Source organism: Terriglobia bacterium, assembly GCA_020072565.1.
In the GTDB taxonomy this organism is placed as follows: domain Bacteria; phylum Acidobacteriota; class UBA6911; order UBA6911; family UBA6911; genus JAFNAG01.
The window spans coordinates 20534-39401 of the sequence record JAIQGI010000052.1 but is presented as its reverse complement, the minus strand read 5'-3'; the positions used below and the strand labels follow the sequence as shown (position 1 = coordinate 39401).

At 58.7% G+C, this 18868-nt stretch carries 17 protein-coding genes; 13 read left to right on the top strand and 4 right to left on the bottom strand.

Annotated elements, in window-relative coordinates; genetic code table 11:
- Positions 1 to 469: 469 nt before the first annotated feature.
- The 6 genes from LAP85_24050 (at position 470) to mdh (ending at position 6627) form a co-directional block, all read left to right on the top strand.
- Positions 470 to 2185 carry a succinate dehydrogenase/fumarate reductase flavoprotein subunit gene (locus LAP85_24050; protein ID MBZ5499483.1) on the top strand — a complete coding sequence of 572 codons (1716 nt, stop codon included), beginning with the start codon at positions 470 to 472 and terminating at the stop codon, positions 2183 to 2185.
- A 304-nt stretch (positions 2186 to 2489) separates the two neighbouring features.
- On the top strand, positions 2490 to 2927 hold the full coding sequence (locus tag LAP85_24045) for a hypothetical protein (protein MBZ5499482.1): 438 nt from the start codon (positions 2490 to 2492) through the stop codon (positions 2925 to 2927).
- 8 nt (positions 2928 to 2935) lie between these two features.
- Complete coding sequence (locus LAP85_24040; GenBank protein ID MBZ5499481.1) at positions 2936 to 3316, top strand: hypothetical protein; 381 nt, start codon at positions 2936 to 2938, stop codon at positions 3314 to 3316.
- A gap of 2 nt (positions 3317 to 3318) precedes the next feature.
- The gene (locus LAP85_24035; GenBank protein ID MBZ5499480.1) at positions 3319 to 4152 is read left to right on the top strand and encodes a succinate dehydrogenase iron-sulfur subunit; all 834 of its coding nucleotides are present in this window, start codon (positions 3319 to 3321) and stop codon (positions 4150 to 4152) included.
- Between the two features lie 262 nt (positions 4153 to 4414).
- Entirely contained in the window at positions 4415 to 5614 is a 1200-nt protein-coding gene (locus LAP85_24030; GenBank protein MBZ5499479.1) for an isocitrate/isopropylmalate dehydrogenase family protein, read from the top strand.
- 65 nt (positions 5615 to 5679) lie between these two features.
- A complete protein-coding gene (gene mdh, locus LAP85_24025) occupies positions 5680 to 6627 on the top strand; it encodes a malate dehydrogenase (GenBank protein MBZ5499478.1) in 948 nt (315 codons plus the stop codon).
- Positions 6628 to 6933: 306 nt separating this feature from the next.
- On the opposite strand, the gene LAP85_24020 is transcribed toward mdh, so the two are convergent.
- On the bottom strand, positions 6934 to 7950 hold the full coding sequence (locus LAP85_24020) for a hypothetical protein (protein MBZ5499477.1): 1017 nt from the start codon (positions 7948 to 7950) through the stop codon (positions 6934 to 6936).
- A 518-nt stretch (positions 7951 to 8468) separates the two neighbouring features.
- Here LAP85_24020 and LAP85_24015 point away from each other — a divergent pair.
- The gene (locus tag LAP85_24015; protein ID MBZ5499476.1) at positions 8469 to 9488 is read left to right on the top strand and encodes a VWA domain-containing protein; all 1020 of its coding nucleotides are present in this window, start codon (positions 8469 to 8471) and stop codon (positions 9486 to 9488) included.
- Between the two features lie 185 nt (positions 9489 to 9673).
- Here LAP85_24015 and LAP85_24010 read toward each other — a convergent pair whose 3' ends face one another.
- From LAP85_24010 to LAP85_24000, 3 genes are all read right to left on the bottom strand, one after another.
- A complete protein-coding gene (locus tag LAP85_24010) occupies positions 9674 to 9883 on the bottom strand; it encodes a cold shock domain-containing protein (protein MBZ5499475.1) in 210 nt (69 codons plus the stop codon).
- Positions 9884 to 10083: 200 nt separating this feature from the next.
- On the bottom strand, positions 10084 to 11511 hold the full coding sequence (locus LAP85_24005; GenBank protein MBZ5499474.1) for a B12-binding domain-containing radical SAM protein: 1428 nt from the start codon (positions 11509 to 11511) through the stop codon (positions 10084 to 10086).
- Entirely contained in the window at positions 11508 to 11906 is a 399-nt protein-coding gene (locus LAP85_24000) for a DoxX family protein (GenBank protein MBZ5499473.1), read from the bottom strand. Before LAP85_24000 ends, LAP85_24005 begins: the two co-directional genes overlap by 4 nt.
- A 284-nt stretch (positions 11907 to 12190) precedes the next feature.
- On the opposite strand from LAP85_24000, the gene LAP85_23995 reads away from it, so the two are divergent.
- The 6 genes from LAP85_23995 to aroF all read left to right on the top strand — a co-directional run bounded on the left by LAP85_23995 (position 12191) and on the right by aroF (position 18791).
- Positions 12191 to 13096, top strand: coding sequence for a hypothetical protein (locus LAP85_23995; protein ID MBZ5499472.1), 906 nt, complete (start codon positions 12191 to 12193; stop codon positions 13094 to 13096).
- A 179-nt stretch (positions 13097 to 13275) separates the two neighbouring features.
- Entirely contained in the window at positions 13276 to 13857 is a 582-nt protein-coding gene (locus tag LAP85_23990; GenBank protein ID MBZ5499471.1) for a UbiX family flavin prenyltransferase, read from the top strand.
- A 12-nt stretch (positions 13858 to 13869) separates the two neighbouring features.
- Positions 13870 to 17223 (top strand): CPBP family intramembrane metalloprotease, encoded by a 3354-nt coding sequence (locus LAP85_23985; protein MBZ5499470.1) that lies wholly within the window; start codon positions 13870 to 13872, stop codon positions 17221 to 17223.
- Between the two features lie 7 nt (positions 17224 to 17230).
- Complete coding sequence (locus LAP85_23980) at positions 17231 to 17395, top strand: hypothetical protein (GenBank protein ID MBZ5499469.1); 165 nt, start codon at positions 17231 to 17233, stop codon at positions 17393 to 17395.
- Positions 17368 to 17739, top strand: a complete 372-nt coding sequence (locus LAP85_23975; protein MBZ5499468.1) for an FtsX-like permease family protein — start codon at positions 17368 to 17370, stop codon at positions 17737 to 17739. Before LAP85_23980 ends, LAP85_23975 begins: the two co-directional genes overlap by 28 nt.
- Positions 17740 to 17942: 203 nt before the next feature.
- A complete protein-coding gene (aroF, locus tag LAP85_23970) occupies positions 17943 to 18791 on the top strand; it encodes a 3-deoxy-7-phosphoheptulonate synthase (GenBank protein ID MBZ5499467.1) in 849 nt (282 codons plus the stop codon).
- Positions 18792 to 18868: the final 77 nt, after the last annotated feature.

Here is an 18868-nt window from a genome sequence, read left to right as displayed (position 1 = left end):
TCCAAATCACGTGATACTTGATGTCGTAGACCGCGTGCGCGCTGTGCCTGTATTCGACCATGCCCCCATTCTATTATATTTGAGCTGAAAGCTGACCGCCTGAAAGGCGGTGGGCTTAGACCTGGCGGACTGAGCTAAAGCCTATTCGGAACCACCGCCCGATTTCAACGAAACAATTTGCGGTAGCGCACGTCTCAAAGCCCCAACGCAGTGAGCGCGGACGACGCAGGAAGATCAGAGGCCTTTCTGCGTCCTCTGCACCCACTGCGTTGAGATCCTGTTGCGATTTTTTGTCGATTGACAGGGCGGGGGAAACGGGAATATTCTGCGCCTTCTGACAGCGCATTTGACCGCGCTAGGCATCCCATACCATGCGCAGGATCGACCGGAAGACCCGGGAGATTCAGGAGAAATGCCTGCATTTCATTCAGGACCCTCACTCGGGGATTCGTCAAGGAGCACATAAAGAATGCAACAGATATCTCATGATGTCGTGATCCTGGGTACCGGGCTCGCCGGGCTGCGCGCCGCCGTGGAGATCTGCATTAAAACCGGGGGCAAAGCAGACATCGGCATCGTGTCCAAGGTTCAGATCATGCGCGCCCATTCCGTGTGTGCAGAAGGAGGCACGGCGGCGGTGATGCGCCCTGAGGAAGGCGACAGCCTCGAACTTCACGCCTGGGATACGGTCAAAGGGGCGGATTTCCTGGCAGACCAGGACACGGTCGATCGATTTGTGAAGACTTCGCCGAATGAGATCCGCCTGCTGGAGCATTGGGGAGTCCCTTGGTCGCGCCGCGACGATGGCCGCATCATGCAGCGGCCATTTGGGGGCCACTCCTTTCCCCGCGCCTGCATGGCAGCCGACAAGACGGGCTTCATGGAAGTTCAGGCGCTTTACGACAACCTGATGCGGTACAAAAACTTCAAACGCTACGATGAGTGTTTCGTCACGTCCCTCATCGTGGAAAACGGCAGGTTTGCGGGTCTTACGCTCTACGATGCGCCGTCGGGCCAGTTCTTCGTGGTGCGCGGCAAGGCGCTTCTGTTCGCCTCCGGAGGCCTGGGGAACCTGTACGGATTCACCACCTACTCCCAAACCGTTACCGGCGACGGTCAGGCCATAGGCTATCGTGCCGGCCTGGCGCTGGAAGATCCGGAGTTCCTGCAGTTCCACCCGACCGGGCTCGTCCCCTCGGGGATCCTGATGACCGAAGGCTGCCGCGGCGAGGGGGGCTACCTGCGCAACAACAAGGGCGAACGATTCATGGAGAAGTATGCGCCCAAGATGATGGAGCTGGCCCCGCGCGACATCGTTTCCCGCTCGGAGATGACGGAGATTCTCGAGGGCCGCGGCTTCCCGGGACCCGAGGGGCTGGACTACATCCAGCTCGACATGACCCATCTCGGCGCCGAGCGGATCAACAAGCGCCTGCCGCTGATTCGCGAGGTGTGCATGAAGTTCCTCGGAATCGATCCGATTACTACCCCCATTCCGATCCGGCCCGTGGCTCACTATTCCATGGGTGGCATCGAAGCCGACATCAACGGCCGCACCAAGGTGGAGAACATCTGGGCCGCGGGGGAGGTCGCATGTCATTCCATGCATGGCGCCAACAGGTTGGGATGCAATTCCACCGCTGAGTGTCTTGTGTGGGGCGGCATTACGGGCGGCGAAATCGCCAAATATCTTGGTCAGGGCGCCGCATTGAGCGACATGCCGGAATCCAAGGCCCAGGCGGAGGAAAAGCGCATTTTCGAGGGCCTGCTGAGAAGAGCCGGGAAAGAAAATCCTGCCCTGATCCGGCGTGAGCTGCGGACCCTGATGGACAAGCACGCCGGTGTCTACCGCACGGGCGAGTCCATGAGAGAAGGCCTGGGCAAGATCGCGGAGCTGAAGAAGCGCTTTGAAAACATCTCGGTCCAGGACAAGAGCCGCATTTACAACTCCAACCTCATCCAGACGCTGGAAACGGAGAACATGCTCGAGTTGGCCGAGGTGCTGCTGTTCGCGGGACTGGCGCGCGAGGAATCGCGCGGGGCTCATTCCCGCACGGATTTCGCCAAACGCGACGACGACAAGTTTCTATCCCACTCCATGATGTATTACACCGGTGGCAAGCCCCGGCTGCAATACAAGCCCGTGGCGATCACCATGTGGAAACCGGTGGAACGCAAGTACTGAAAGACAGGAGTCAGAATAGACGAGTGACTGTTTCAGATGAGCGCCTATTGATGATCAAGAAATATAGTGACGACCATGGAACATCCAAGCCCCAAAGGGGCGCCAGAGAGTAGCCCCGGCCGTGAGGCCGGGGTGAGAGCAGGAGAAAAGTGAGCCCTGAAAGGGCGGCACTCTTTGCGCCCGGAAGCCTTGCTCGTCGCTTCTGAGCAGTTGGGTTTGCGACCTGGACAGAATCGATTAATCGCCGGGCAGCGGAAGGCCGGAACTTGCGCTGCCCGGCTCAGACAAACTGGAGGAGGCCGGAATGGCCGAAATCAAGAGGCACGACAACCGGCTCGGGCTTTGGGGATGGCTCGGCGGTGGGCGTTGGGGTGTGGAACGATACGCCTACATTTTGCACCGCATCACCGGCCTGGGTATTCTGCTCTACTTCCTGATGCATACCGTGGTGACCAGCCTGCGCGCCACCGGCAATTACCTGTGGGTCGAGGGCGCTTATCTCGACAAGCCCATTTTCAAGTTCGGTGAATTCCTCGTCTTTGCGGCCTTCGCATACCACGCATTCAATGGCATCCGGCTGGTGCTGGTGGAACTCGGTTTCGCCGTCGGTAGGCCCATCGAGCCCGTCTACCCCTACAAGACGTCGCTGAACGTCCAGCGGCCTCTGCTCATTTTCATGATGATACTGGCGGCGATTCTTCTGGCAGCGGGCGGCTATGAATTCTTGGGACTGGGAAAGTAGGAGGAGCGATGCGCGAGACAAAATATTGGACCTGGCACATGGCAGCAGGAGTGGTGATCCTCTTCCTGCTCGGGATTCACATGCTCATCATGCACCTGGGCGGGATCACGCACCTTTTCGTTCAGAATCCCAGCCAACCCGCCATTTCGAAAGCGAACAGCCTGTACCGCGATGGGGCCCTCTTCTTCACCGTGACCTACATCATTCTCCTTGGAGTGGCTCTCTATCATGGCCTGTATGGTCTGAGAACCATCGTGTTCGAGCTGACCCTTAAGCCTGCAGCCGAGAAGGCCCTCAGTGTCGTTCTGCTGGTTCTGGGTCTGGGGTTGTTCGCCCTGGGAACCTGGGCAGCGATCGCGGTACACGTCATTGCAGGAGCAAGGGGGTAACCATGGCAGACGGCAGCAAAATCGCACGCGAAGTGAACTTTCACGTGACCCGTTATAATCCCGAGCGGGACCGCTCGCTTCATGTGAGAATCTACAAGGTGCCCGTGCGCGAGGGCATGACGGTGCTGGACGGCCTGCACTATATAAAGGAGAATTTGGACACCTCCCTCTCCTGGCGCTATTCCTGCCGCATGGGCGTTTGCGGCTCGTGCGGAATGCTCCTCAACGGGCGGCCCACGCTGGCATGCAATACCCAGATCCTCCACATCGCAAGCACGGATCTCACCGTCGGTCCCCTGCCCAACTTCAAGATCATTCGCGACCTGGTTCCCGACCTCACTCCCATGCTCGACAAGCACGTGTCGATCAAGCCCCACATCGTTCGGCAGGACGAGGCTGAAATCAACACCCCCGAGGGCGAGTTCTACCAGTCACCGGAGGAACTCGAGGCCTATCTCCAGTTTACCTATTGCATCAAATGCGGCTGCTGCATGGCCGCCTGCCCCACCCTGGCCACGGACGTCCACTATCTGGGGCCCATGCCCCTGACATCGGCTCAGCGTTACAACGCAGATACGCGTGACAACGGCGGGAGGCAGCGCTCTGAAGAGACCGGCAGCGCGCATGGCGCTTTCCGTTGTCATTATGCGGGTGAATGTTCCCGCGCATGTCCCAAGGGAGTCGATCCAGGCAAGGCCATCCAGCACCTCAAACGCCGGCTGGTCCTGGATTATCTCCATTTGGGCCGGCGGAGGAAACCGTGCTCCAAACTCCACGGCCCCGGCGAGGGGAAGCCGTTGCCCAACATCCCGCCCGCTCCCGCAAGAACCGTCTAGCAGACAGAGCGGCCACGAAGGGGACGATGGACGCGGACTCTTTTCTGGTTCATCGTACTACTTACCTGCAGGTCCTTGCCATTCAGGCAAGAAAAGCAAAAGATCAACAGAGTTCGCGGAGATCGAAGAGACCGGCGGGCCGTGTCCTCAGCGGCTGCTCGTGCATCATCCGATCACGTATTTCGGGATTGCTTTAAGATTGAATTCGCTGCCAAAAACGAATATGGTGAATCCCGAAGTTTTGTCCCCGGGAGGGTACAACATGGATCATCAGGCCATAGAACGGGCAAAGGAACATTTCGGCAAGCTTCTCCAGGATCAAATGAAGCGGATTCAGCAGGTGAAGTCCGCTCCGGACTGGGTTGATTACGGCGCACTCAAACCGATCAAGATCGGTATTCTGGCCGGTGACGGCATCGGTCCGTTCATCGCCGCCGAATCCAAGCGGGTCTTGCAGCAGCTGCTCAAAGACGAGGTCAAGACCGGGAAGGTAACAATCCACGATATTGAAGGCCTGACCATCGAAAACCGCGCCGCCCACGGCAAGGCCATTCCCGACGATGTCCTGGCCGAGATCAAAAAATACGACGTCACCCTCAAGGGTCCGACGACCACCCCGCGGAAAGGCGATCCCTGGCCGAATATCGAGAGCTGCAACGTGGCGGTGCGAAAGGAACTCGACCTCTTTGCCAACGTCAGGCCGGTCCGAGTCCCCCGACAGGGCATCGACTGGATCTTCTTCCGCGAAAACACAGAGGATCTCTACGCACTTGGCCCCTGCGGGATCGAAGTCGACGCTGACATCGCCATCGATTTCCGGCTGATCTCCAATCCCGGTTCCGACCGGATCTGCCGGCTCGCCTTCGAGCACGCCAAGAAGAACGGCCGGAGCAGGGTTACCTGCGTTACCAAGGCCAACATCGTGAAGACCACGGACGGGCGTTTTCTGGACAACTTCTACCGCATCGCCAAAGAATATCCCGGCATCCAGGTCGACGACTGGTACATCGACATTATGACGGCCAAGCTGGTCGACGAGAAACGGCGCCGCGATTTCCAGGTCCTGGTTCTGCCCAACCTTTACGGAGACATCCTTACAGATGAGGCCGCAGAATTTCAGGGTGGTGTGGGTACAGCCGGCAGCGCCAATATCGGCAAGCGCTATGCCATGTTTGAGGCCATCCACGGCTCGGCTCCCCGCATGGTCAAGGAGGGCCGTGCCCAATTCGCCGACCCGGCCTCGATGACCCGGGCGGCGGCAATGCTGCTTGGCCATATTGGCTTCCCACAGAAGGCAAAGAACCTGGAGATGGCACTCGACGTCTGCGGGCAATATGAGAAGAAACTCGTCATCACGGGCCGTTCGGGAGGCGCTACAGGCCGTGCCTTCACGGACTACGTCTTAGAGTGGCTGAACCATCCGAAACTTGCATCTACTTGGGAGAGCTACGTCAAGGGCTGAAGCCTGCGACGGTGCCCCGAGCAACATAATCCGGGCATCCCGGCAAAAAGCCGGGAGGCTCTTTAATGAAAGGAGTCTCCATGCGCAAAAAGATTGTAGTCGTCGGCGGCGGCCAGATCGGCCAGGGTGTGGCCATGCTTGCCTCCCAGAAAGAGCTCGGCGACATCGTCGTCGTCGACGTTCCCAGTTATGTCAACGTGGTCAAGGGCAAGGCTCTCGACCTGATGGAGATGGCGCCGCACGGCAACTATGATGCCAATATCACCGCCACTACCGATTATCAGGACATCGTCGGTGCGGACGTTATCATCGTAACTGCCGGGAAGGCGCGCGAGGCCGGAATGACCCGGGAAGATCTGCTCGCCGTCAACCTCAAGATCATCTCGGATGTGGCCGCCGGGGTAAAGAAGCATGCGCCCAAGGCTTTCTGCATCGTCCTGACCAATCCTCTCGACGCTATGGTCTACGCATTTTACAAGCTGACCGGCTTCGCCAAACACCAGATCGTCGGCATGGCCGGGACGCTCGACACCGCGCGATGGCGCGCCTTCATCGGCATGGAACTGGGCGTGTCCGTGGCTGACGTCGCCGGCACGGTTCTCGGCGGTCATGGACCTGACATGGTTCCCCTGCCCCGGTTGACAACCGTGGGCGGCGTGCCCTTGACCGAGATCGCAACCAAAGAGCAAATAGACCGCCTCGTCACCCGCACCCGCGAGGCCGGCACCGAGATCGTGAAGCTCTTCGGCAAAGGCTCGGCTTACTTCAGCCCGGCCTGGAGCGCCATCAGCATGGCCGAGTCGTTCCTCCGCGACAAGCGGCGGGTCCTGGCCTGCGCAGCCCTGTGCGAAGGCGAATACGGCATTCAGGGCCTGTTCCTCGGCGTCCCCTGCCTGATCAGCGCCAAGGGTCTGGAAAAGATCTTCGAGATCAAGCTCGCCGAAGACGAGAAGGCCATGCTCCAGAAAACCGTGGCCTCTGTCCGGAAAACCGTTGAAGAGACAAAGCTCTAGTCCTGATTGTTCATGAATGTGCGACCAAAATGCAGTTTTGGACGCGGAAAGACGCTGACCCGCGCCGACCGTTCGGTCTTGATCGGCGTGCAGGAGCTTTTGCCGGGCAAACAGGATGGCAAAAGCTCCTGCCTGCGTTTATCTGCGTCCAATTTTGTTGCTTTTCACGGGCGTGCGGTTCTGCTCCATGAGTAACTCAGGCTAAAACACGAAGACCTCCAGGAGATCAAAGGGCTCAGCCTGTTCCTTTGATCTCCTGGAGGTCTTGGCGGTATGACTCTCCGGCTCCGGATGCAGCCCCCGAATCTACTTCATCTGGGCCTTTATCTGAGACTTCGTGGCTTCAAGTTTCTGCAGCAAATCGATCGGAACGGTGAGAGTGATATCGAACCGGTTCGCATTCTGTGTATTCTGAACGATGTGCACCCCTGCAACCAACGCAGCCAGATCCGGATTCTGGCTGCCTGCCAGGTTCCCCAAGGCAACAAGTCCACGCGCGAAATCGGCCAGCTGGCCTGCCGCCGTCGCGTCTCTCGCAGTCACCGTGACTCTGCCGTTGATGGTAGTGGTCAAGTCCAGCGTTCCAAAAACGTTCTGAATCGCGGACAGAGACGGCAGGAACGGAGTATTTGGCGGCACTTTCGCCAGAACCGTGGCATCACCGGCGAACCAGAACATCTCTTTCGGATCCAGGTTCGCCACCATGGCCGAGATGTTAGCGTTGCTGCCGGCCACAGGCCCCCGTTTGTATGCATCGAGGACGGCGTGGATCGATTCCAGGTCCCCGAGCACTATCTGCGAGTTGTTGAGGAAAGCAATTCCCTTCTCGAGCTTCGCCCCGTTTGCGCTGGTCTCGGGAATCATCAGCACGGTAGCGCCGTTGTAATCAAGCTTGATCGGGGTTGTGTGGTTATTGATGATAGCCTGGCTATTGATGAAAGCAGTGATCTGATCCGGATTGAACCTCCCCACGGCGATGATAACGCCGGCGCCTTTCTGTTGCGATGCTCTCCCTGCACCGATGATATAGTCGAGATCCCGGCGTGGATCCACGCCGGTCTTGTCAATGAACTCTGCAAGATTTGTGCCGATCTCCTGGCTGTGCTTCTCCATGATCTGGCTGTAGACGGGCGAGGCAATGAATTTCTGCACGTTCATCCCGAACACCGCTTGGGTATCGGCAGGGAGATAGTTGATGGCCTCGGGCAGATTCTGGTGGAAGGCCCTGGCGGCAAAATCCGAATAGTAAGCCAGACCGACAACGGCAATGGTGATCGCCAACATCGAAATGGTGGATGTAACAACAAACTTGCGGCGGTTCATAGCATGCCTCCCGGGCATTTTGTCCTTGGCTGTTTCCTCATGGCACTGCTTTTCAATCTCATCATCAGATACGTAGCGGAGCCCGGAAAGGTTCACAGAAGATAGCTTCAGGTAAACAAAACCAACAACCGGCGGGCATAATCCAGGGCTGCCTTCTCTATTTAACTCCACAAAGTCCTTTGCTGTCAAAAAAAAGCGGCCCAAGCGGAGGATACTGGTATGAAATCATGGGAACTTGTGCAGGTCAGGTGGCACCGCTTACTACGGGAGGCCAAAATTCATTGCCGTCCGGAGTGCATGGCGCGTAATATGGGATCGGCAGGCATCGCAGGTCCCTGGATCTGCCCCCACCGGCGCATCGCGCTGGGGGAGGGCGCCGTGCGCTGATAGTGGCAGCACTTAAATTGTTGTTATGGCTTGGCTTCCAAGAAGTCAGGCCGCGACTGCATGTATTCGCCGATGCGCTGTGATAGAATAACATGAAGAATGGGTGGGCTGAGATGTTGAGCAGCGCCAGGATGAGCAGACTACTGATATTCCTCCTGGCAAGCTGTTTTGCCGTCGCTGTCTACCTTCATGCACAGGCCAGGCAGGGCATTCCCACTTTTTCGATATCCACCGACCTCGTAAAAATCCCTATCACCGTCTTTGGGGAAGACGGCGCACCGATCCTGGACATGCGCCGCGGCGACTTCCGGATCTATGAAGACGGCGAGCCGCAGCAGATCAACAGCTTGGGCCTGGACACAAACCCGGTTTCGATCGTTCTGCTGCTCGACTCCAGCGGCACGGTCGAGAAGGAGTGGAAGCAGATCAAGGAGGCAGCCGAAGGCTTTGCCGATGCGCTTGCCAAGGGGGATCGGATATCGGTCATCACGTTTGCCGATGAAGTACAGCTGGTAATGAACTGGTCGGAGGACACCAAACAGGTCCGCAAATCATTGAATAAAGTCCAGCTCGGGCTGCGCACCGCCCTCTACGACGGCATGTTGGAGGCTGCACAGGACCAACTCAAAAACATCGAGGGACGCAAAGCCATCATCCTGTTGACCGATTTCCTCAACAACCAAAGCCTGGTGGGGTATCAGGACGCGGTGAGGGCCATTGTTCAATCCCAGGCATCCCTTTACATCATCTCGAAGACGATGATGGTGCGCGAAGCCGCCCGCACACAACGGCGGGTTGTGATCCTCAATGATATTTATCAGCGGCTTTTCAAAGATGCCAACTATATCGACGAGTTCTTCGCGAAGAAGGAAGCGCAGATGACCGACCTGGCCGAAAAAACCGGCGGCCGCTGCTATTTCCCAGCCAGCTACAACCAGATCAGAGATGTCTACAAACAAGTTGCGCTGGAGCTGAGGAACCAGTATTACCTCACCTACATCTCGGAATCGCCCCAGCCCAAGACCCGCAATTCCTTCCACCGGATCACCGTCGAGTACCTGCAGCCATCGACCCGGCTCATTTACCGGAAAGGTTACTACTTCAATCCGGATCCGGTCTTCAGCCCGCGTGACGGCATCCGCCAGCGCTGATTTTGGACCGTCGGTTCTGTCGGTGGGAAATCAAACTCGCATAAAAGGACAGGAAACGGGCTCTCCCTTCGTTCGAGTGAGGCACCGAATTTGCCGGGGGCACCCAGTCGCCCGGTTGGCTCAAAAAAATGCCCCTCCACGTTATTCGGCGGGAGGGGCATCGGAATGTACCTTGTTGACTTCTTTTATTCGGCTTTGGTTACGTTTTCGGCCTGGAGACCCTTGGGACCGCGGGTCACGTTAAAGGACACCGCATCTCCTTCTGTCAAAGTCCGAAAGCCATTCATTTGGATGGCGGAATGATGGACAAAAACATCACCACCTGACGCTCTCTCAATGAAGCCATATCCCTTGGCATTATTGAACCACTTTACTTTCCCAATTTCCTTTTCCATGGGAACCCTACTCCTTAGCTTTTCTTTTCACAGCAATTGCGTGTCCTCTCCATGACCCTCCAAATGAAAAAGCCGCCATGTGTCTCTCTGGCGGCCGTCACCCGAAGAATCCGGCTACAGGATGCACAAACACGGCCCTATCATATTTTCTATCCGCCGGAAAGTCAATTTCAACGTTGGGAAATGTTAATGAGGTGGTCTCAGTTGACGCGGGAGCGCTGTGACTGGAAAAAGGGTACGAAATTGCGGGCAAAAGCCGCCCAATAGCGGCGGAACATCTTCGGGCTTCTCATTTTGGCAAGGATGCGGGCGAAGCGCCAACGCGTCAGAAAGAACATGAAGTAGGCTTTCCTTTGCAGCTGCCTCAGCTTCCTGTGGTCCCACTCCTCGGACTTGACCTTGACCACACCCTCCCACTCGTCATGAACATCATTGCCCCCTTCAAAGGATCCCGTGGCCCGCACCAGCTCGTTCAGCTCGGTGCCGGCATAGGGGGTCGCGATCGAAAACAGGGCCTCGTCAAAATGGGACTTGCAGGCGTACTGGATCGTCTGGTTGATTTCCGCCACCGTCTCGCCAGGGAATCCGATCATAAAAAATCCTAATGTTTCAATACTGTAGCGGCGTGCCCAGCCAAGCACGTCGTTGAGCCGGGCGAGCTTCAGGTTCTTGCGGATCAGTTTCTGAATGCGGTCGTTGGCGGATTCAATGGCAATAGCCATGTGATGGGTACCCGCCTGAGCCAGTTTCCTCATCAACTCCTCATCAAAGCGCTCCAGGCGCACGCCGTTGCCGAACTGAAATCCGAGCTTGAGGCCGGCTGCAATCACCAGGTCGCAGATGCGCTTGGCCCTCTCGAGGTCCATGTTGAAGATGTCATCCTCAATCATGAACTCGCGGATGCCGTACTTGTCGAACAGGAACTTGATCTCTTCCCAGACCAGTTCCGGCTGCCGCCCGCGAAACTTCTTACCGAACAGGTCGTGACAATAAATGCACCGGTAAGGACAGCCCCGGCTGGTAAAGATCTGAATCGCACGCCTGTCGACGGTGGGGAAACGCACGAAATCGATGTCGAAATAGCGCTCGATGTCGAGCAGATGGTAGGCCGGCATCGGTACGCCATCGATATCTACATAGCTGTCGCGCCTCGGGTTGCGCACCACTTCCCCATTGCGTCGAAACCAGAGCCCCTTCACGCCCTCCAGTTCCTGCCGCGCAGACATCCGTTCGAGAAAGTCAGACCAGACGTCCTCTCCCTCTCCCAGGCAGATTGAGTCCAGGCAATCCGCCTTCATCGCCACCTCCGGCATGATGGTGGGATGTTGCCCTCCGAAAATGATGTGCGTCGCGGGCGAGAGCCGCCGGATGGCCTGCGCGGTTTCCAGGCCGCCTAAAAACTCGACCGACATGCAACTCAGACCGGCGACATCATAACGCTGGGATGCGAAAGCCTGATTCAGGGATTCCTCGGGATTCCCTTCCAAACCGACGTCCAGGATACGGACCCGGTGTCCTTTACCCTCGGCAATCGCCCCCAGAAGCGCCAGTCCGATGGGGATGCCGGCCACCACGTCGGCGTACACAGACTTGGGGCGGATCAGAAGAATGTTCAGGGCTCCGGTCAACTCTTTCCACCCTTGCGGAAGACTCTGTCCAGGCTCCAGGGCCCGCCGCCACCGAAAGCCAGATAGAGAAAGACGAAGCAGTATACCACCGCCAGCTCACCGTGATTCATGATCGGCCAGAAACCCTGGGGCGCGTGCTGCATGAAATACGCGACCGCCATGTGGCCCGACAGCACAAACGCCACAGGCCGGGTAAAAAGGCCGAGCATGATCAGAATGCCCCCAGCCAGCTCGATGTAGCCGGCTACTCCCGCCAAACTCAGAGGCGGGACCGGCTTCCCACCCAGCAAACCCAGCGTTTTTTGGAGCCCATGCGCCATGAAGGTAAATCCCAGGACAAGCCTCATTAACGACAGGACAGGTCCACGAAGAGATGTCAGCCATGCATCTTTCATCCCCACCTCCGCAGCATCATCAAAATCAAACTGCAAAGACTTCCCAAACGGCAGAAAAATTCACGCAACTCTGAGGGCTGCTCTGCCGAGAAGTTTACCAGAACAGGCGCTTTTAAAGCCAACGGGGGATAGCCCCTATCAACATGGGAGGAAATGAGCCGCCTTCAGTTGGGTCCCATTGAACTTAGGCTCCCTACGGCCTATCATATTAACTTGAAGCCGGCCAGGAAGTTGGACCATGGCACCTTCCGGCCGGATCATTGGAATGATTCTGGAGGTACGCTATGAGTGATGCGCCGCCTTATGGGTCAAAAAAGAACCCACCTTTGATTCCCGAGGGGATCAAGACCGCTCTGCTTTTCGTACTGCTGATCGCCGTAGGCTTCCTGCTTTACGACAGCTACCGATTTCAACAGGCCAACCGTGCCGAGCTGGCACAGATCGCCGAACAGATCCGCATTTTGGACAAGACAGGCGAAGCCAGGATCTCGACTCTCAAAGGCGAAATCTCCCAGACAAAGGCAGCCGTAGGTTCCACGAAAGCGGAGATTAAGAAAACAGCCCAACAGATTCAGCTCGAGGGCCAAAAGACCAAGGCCGAGCTGAACCAGGCCCTGTCTTCCAAGGCAGATGCCGCCGAACTGCAAGCGGTCAAGAGCGAGGCGGATTCCAAGATCGGCCAGGTCAGCTCCGAAGTCGGCGGGGTAAAGAGCGACGTAGGTACCGTAAAAACCGATGTCGGAACGGTCAAGACCGATCTGGCCAACACCAGGAAAGAACTGGAAGGAACGCAGCGTCAGCTCATAGATGTGCGCGAAACCCTCACCGCGGCCGTGGCGAAAAATTCCTCCGAACTGGACGCGCTCCGCCGCAAAGGGGAACGGGACTACTTCGAGTTCACCATTCCCAAGAAGAACGAGATCACCAAGGTTGAAGACATCCGCGTGGCCCTGAGAAAGACCGATCCCAAAAAGGGCAAGTTCAGCATCGACATCATGGTCGACGACAACCGGATCGAAAAGATGGATCGCAACGTCAACGAACCGCTTCAGTTCCTTGTGGGAAAGAACCATCTCCGATACGAACTGGTGGTCAACTGGATTCAAAAAGACACGGCCGGAGGTTATCTCAGCACTCCCAGGGACAAGTCGCTCGCCGCAGAACGCGCCATTCGGACTTCGGACAAATAAAGGGACCTGTCGCGGAATACACCGGCCGGCATGGCCGCACAGCCGTCGCGGATCGGCCATATGAAATAGCCCTGCCGGACACTGGCTATAGTGTAATCGGTACCATTCGCGACTGAGTCTTTTGGTTCGTCTCCAGCCTGCCGGTTGTGGTATAGGTGGAGCTTCCAGGCAGGTCTTGCATGTCCGGACAAACCCGAAGAATCGTCGTCGGCATCTCCGGTTCAAGCGGTCCCATTTACGGCATCCGCACGCTCGAGGCGCTGCGCGCCGCCGGCAACATCGAAATCCACCTGATCCTGACGGAGGCTGCGAGCCAGACCATTCTCCTGGAAACCGGATGGTCCCCCGAACAGGTCTTGAAGCTGGGAGATGTGGTCCATCAGAACCACGATCTGGCTGCCGGCATATCCAGCGGCTCCTTCACCACCGACGGCATGATCATTGCACCGTGCAGTATGCGCAGCCTCGCCGAGATCGCGCACTCGGTCGCCGGCAACCTGCTTACGCGCGCCGCAGATGTTCACCTCAAGGAACGGCGCAGATTGATCCTTCTGGTGCGCGAGACTCCGCTCCACTTGGGCCACCTGCGCAATATGGTGCTGGCAACGGAGGCAGGCGCGATCATCCTGCCGCCCATCCCGGCCTTCTATCATCATCCGCAGACCATCGACGACATCATCAATCACTCCGTGGGAAAAGCCCTGGACCTCCTTTCCATTCCCCACGGGCTGTTCAAGCGCTGGAAGAGCTCGCAAGACTGACGCGGAGGGACCATGCCTGACACCTTGCGTGCCAAGGATTATCGTCTCATCCTGCTGTGCCTGCTCGTCTCCGCCGCGAGCCTGGTTGTGGGCATCCGCTATTTCTACCGGGCCTTCCCCGAAGCATCGATCCAATTCAACGTGGACAGGGACTCGTCCGAGCCGCCCGCGCAAAAATTCCTCGCGGCACAGGGAATCCCCCTGGAAGGGTACCGCCACGCCTCGGCTTTTGTGTACGACGATGAGGCCAAGGTGTTCCTGGAGCGCAAGCTCGGGCTGAAAAGAGCCAATGTCGTGATGGCCGGCGAGATCAAGCTCTGGCGGTGGGGCCATCGCTGGTTCCGCCCTCTACAGAAGGAAGAAATCAGGGTGGAGGTTACCACCAGAGGTGAGATCGCTTCCTTCTTCCATGTAGTGGCTGAGGATGCTCCCGGCGCAGATCTGCCCACCGACGCCGCCCGCGCGTTGGCCGAGTCTTTCCTGTTCCTCGAAGCCGCCCGGCCCGTGGACTCGCTGGAGTTCCTCGACGGTCAAACCGAAAAGCGCACCGCGCGGACTGACCACGTGTTCACGTGGAAAGTGAGGGGCGCAGATTATAACGGCGCGAATTGTCGGATTTCAGTCACGATCCAGGGCGATCGCGTGGACGGCTATAAGGAATATCTGAAAATCCCGGAGGAATGGAGACGGGGCTACGCCCGCCTGCGTTCTCTCAACGAAAGCGCGAGCCAGGTGGATCTGGTTTTTTCCGCTCTCCTGGCCGTGGCCATGCTGGTCACCCTGGGACGGCGGATACGCCTCAGGGATGTCCACTGGTCCACGGCGGTCACCTTCGGCGCCATCTGCTTTGCCCTTCAGTTCCTGGCATCCATGAACGAGTTTCCCCTCACGGAATACAGGTTCGACACCAGCGATTCGTATGGGGGTTTCCTGGGCCTGTCCCTTATCACCGCTGCTGCAGAGGCTCTCGGCTTCGCCGGTATCATCGCCATGCTGACCGCCTGCATCGAGCCGCTCTATCGCCAGTCGTACCCTTCCCACCTCTCCATATCGAGCATCCTGAGTTGGCGGGCGCTGCGGACCCGCAATTTCTTCCGGGCGTCATTGGCCGGCATCGCGCTCACCTTCTTCTTTTTCGCCTTCGAGATCGGTTTCTACCTTTTGGCCAACAAGCTGGGTGCCTGGGCTCCGGCCGAGGTGCCGTATACAAATCTCCTCAACACCCACTTCCCGTGGATATTCGTGCTGCTGGGAGGCTTTTTCCCGGCAGTCTCGGAAGAGTGGATGTTTCGCGCTTTCTCGATCCCCTTTCTGCAGGGGCTATTTCGCCGCAGGTGGCTTGCCGTCGCGCTTGCAGCTTTTATCTGGGGCTTCGGGCACGCAAACTATCCCAATCAGCCTTTCTATATTCGGGGCATTGAGGTCGGCCTCGTCGGCCTGGTGCTCGGCTGGGCGATGCTCCGCTTCGGAATCCTGGCGCCCTTGATCGCGCATTACAGCATCGACGCTTTCTACTCCGCATTCCTGCTCCTGCGTTCGGGAAACGCATATCTGACTGTGGCGGGAGCGTTGACGGCCGGAATCAACCTTGTGCCGCTGCTGCTCGCCGCCGGTGCCTACGTTTTCACGCGCCGGTTCCGTGCCGATGCCGACGTGAGCAATGCCCATGCAGGCAGCGTCCGGCCGCCGGAGGAGGCATCGGAGCGTGCCGCGGCTGAGGTGATCCGCCCTTATATCCCCTTGCGCCGCCACGCGATCTGGATTGCGCTGGCGACGCTGGCCCTGGGGGTGGCGCTGCTTTTCTTCCGCGCTCCCCGCCTAGGCCAATCCTCCGAATTCCGCCTTTCCTCCACCCAGGCGGCGCAGTCTGCGAGACACTTCCTCGTCGAGCAGCGGTTCGATGTGGACCAATACCGTCAGGCGACTCAGCCCCGGAACCGAACCGATGCCTCTGCCGTGCAGTACATCTACACTGCGGGCGGCATCGACAGTCTGAACCGGATTTACGGCGGTCAGACGGTCGCATTGGCCTGGCAAACGCGCTTTTATCAGCCTCTGCAGAAAGAGGAATTCCGGGTCGATGTCGATCCTTCCGACGGCAGGGTGATCGCGTTCGACCATGCACTCCCGGAGGATGCGCCGGGAGCCGACCTGTCCCAGCAGAAGGCGGTGGCGTTCGTCACCTCGTTTCTGGAAGGCCGTCACTACGATCTCTCCCGCTTCGAGCTGCAGGAAACGCGAACCCAGAAGCTCGAGCGCCGCCGCGATACCACGCTGGTGTGGCAGGCATTGCCGGGGACGCCGGGCGCCGTGGGCGAATCCCGCCTGCGTATCCAGGCAGGGGTCGCGGGCGACAAGCTCGGCTCCTGGACGGACTTTATCAAGGTGCCTGAGGATTGGCTGCGGATGCGTGAACGATTCAGTCTGTATGCCATCGCAGCAACGGCACTGCGTGGGATCTTTGTGGCGGCAATGTTCGCCGCGGCGCTATTGAGCTTGGTGCGCGGCACGCGGCGGGGCACGATCCAGTGGCCTCTGGCGGCAAAGATCGGCCTCCTCGCCGCGCTCTTCGAACTGCTGAACATGATCAACTCGATCCCCGCTTTTCTGTTCTGGTACGACACTCAGGTGTCACCGCAGATCTTCCTTTTGTCCGGGCTGGTCGAGGGAGCGCTCCTGCTGATCGGAATCGGGCTCGCAGGCGCCCTGGCGGCCGCCATCATCATGTCTTGCTGTCCGGATGCACCCGCGGTCCTGCATCGGGACAACCGCAGGATGTGGGGGCGCGATGCCTTTGTCGCTGCCGCAGCCACGATTGGCGCATTTTTGATCCTTCAGTGGTGCACCACCCTGGTCCAGTACCACGCTAGTCGTTTTGCGCTCGCCCCTCCGCTTGCCGCTCCTGCAGACCTGGGCACCTATATTCCGCTGGTTTCCGGCTTGCGAGACACCTTCTTGAGCGCATTGCTGTTCAGCGCGGTGCTGGCGTTCGGCGCGCACCTGTGGACGCGCACGGCCGGCCGACTCTGGCTGCGCGTGCTGCTTCTGGCGGGCCTCCTCGGCAGCTTTCTCCCCTTCACTGCGAGGCGCTGGCCGGAAGCCGCCTTGGAAGCTGTTTTCTCGGCGGTGCTGATTCTGCTTGCCTCCGCGCTGGTCGCCCATTTTCTGCGTGACAACTACGCGGCTTATTTCCTTTCGACCGCAGTTCTGTCCGCCGCGCGCTCCTCCTTTTCCCTCCTCGGCCAGGGGAACGTCATCCTCGAGTTTCAAGGTTGGCTGCTGTGGCTGCTGGTCCTGGGAAGCGCTCTGCTCCTGTTGTTCCCGGCCGCGTGGCATCCTCACCTCCACAGCAACAGACGCAGCTGAGAAAAACATGCTGCTGGCGCAATTCGTGCTGGGCTTCAACGGGTATGACGGGAACCATGCGCGCGCGTTCTATCAGACCTTGCAGGAGCGCGTTCAGGCGTTGCCCGGGGTGAAACAGGTAAGCCTTACGCGGCGCGTTCCACCATGGGCGCTTTCGGCCTGTTCCGCTTGATCCTGGCATCGTTCGGGCTCTACGGCATCGTCTCCTACACCGTCAGCCAACGCACCCGCGAAATCGGCCTGCGCATGGCCCTCGGAGCGCAGCGTAGCGACGCGCTCCTCATGGTTCTGCGGCACGGCCTGCGCCTGTCCCTCCTGGGCGCGGCCATCGGACTGCCCCTCGCACTCGGCGCAAGCTACTGTCTTCGCACTGCATTCTATCAGGTGAGCCCGGCCGACCCGATAGCCATCGGCGGAACGGCGCTCCTCCTCATGGCGGTCGCGCGGCTGGCCAGCTACATTCCTGCGCGCCGCGCCACGAAAGTAGACCCCATGGTTGCGCTCCGCCATCAATGAAATCTCAAAAAACAGCGAGAAACCGCGCTGATCGGCGCAACAAAACCGGTCGGTTCGGGTTATTATCGGTAGCAGCGTCTGCAATGCTTTCATGGGCAATGATTTCGCGTTGACGATGCAGGTGCCGCATGCTACAAAGGGTGGTTTGAAAGTCGCCAGTCTCGGTGAAGTGCGGAGCCTTGTCGTTTCCGGTCAGGGCCTGCATGGTTTACGGGAGTGAGATGCTGAAACCGATTCCCGACCTCAGGTTGGTAGGGCTGGAGCAGAAACCAGGCGGAAGCATTGTCCATGTCGGAGACGTAGCCATCGGCGGCCGCAAAGTCGTAATGATGGCCGGACCCTGCTCGGTCGAAAGCGCCGACCAGCTCCTTGCGGCCGCCTGGGCAGTCAAGGGAGCCGGTGCGGTAATCCTACGCGGGGGAGCCTACAAACCGCGGACCTCGCCCTACAGTTTTCGCGGCCTCAAAGAAGAGGGTCTGCGCATACTCGCCGATGTCAGGCGCGAGACCGGACTTCCGGTAGTCACCGAGGCCATGGACGCGCGTCATCTCGAGGCGGTTTGCGCACACGCCGACATGATCCAGATCGGTTCGCGCAACATGCAGAACTACACACTCCTCGAGGAAGTCGGACGGCTCCGCGTGCCGGTTCTGCTCAAACGCGGTCTGAGCGCCACGATCGAGGAGTTTCTATGCGCCGCCGAGTACGTCGCCAGCGGCGGCAACGTCAGCATCGTCCTGTGCGAACGTGGCATCCGCACTTTTGAAACCTCGACCAGGAACACGCTCGACCTGAGCGCGGTCCCCGTTCTCAAGAAGCTGAGCCACCTGCCGGTCATCGTCGACCCCAGCCATGGCACAGGGATCTGGTGGCTGGTGCCGCTGCTGGCCCGAGCCGCCGTCGCCGTCGGAGCCGACGGCCTCCTCGTCGAGGTTCACGCAGACCCGGACAAAGCCCTGAGCGACGGCGATCAGTCTCTGAGGCCGGATAAGTTCGCCGCCATGATGAACGATCTCCGGCCGGTCGCGCAGGCAATCGGCCGGGAAATGTAACAGCCGGAACATCACCCCAGAGATTGCAGAAACCGCAGAGAGTTTTCTATCTTTTTCTCTGCGGTCTCTGAGATGAT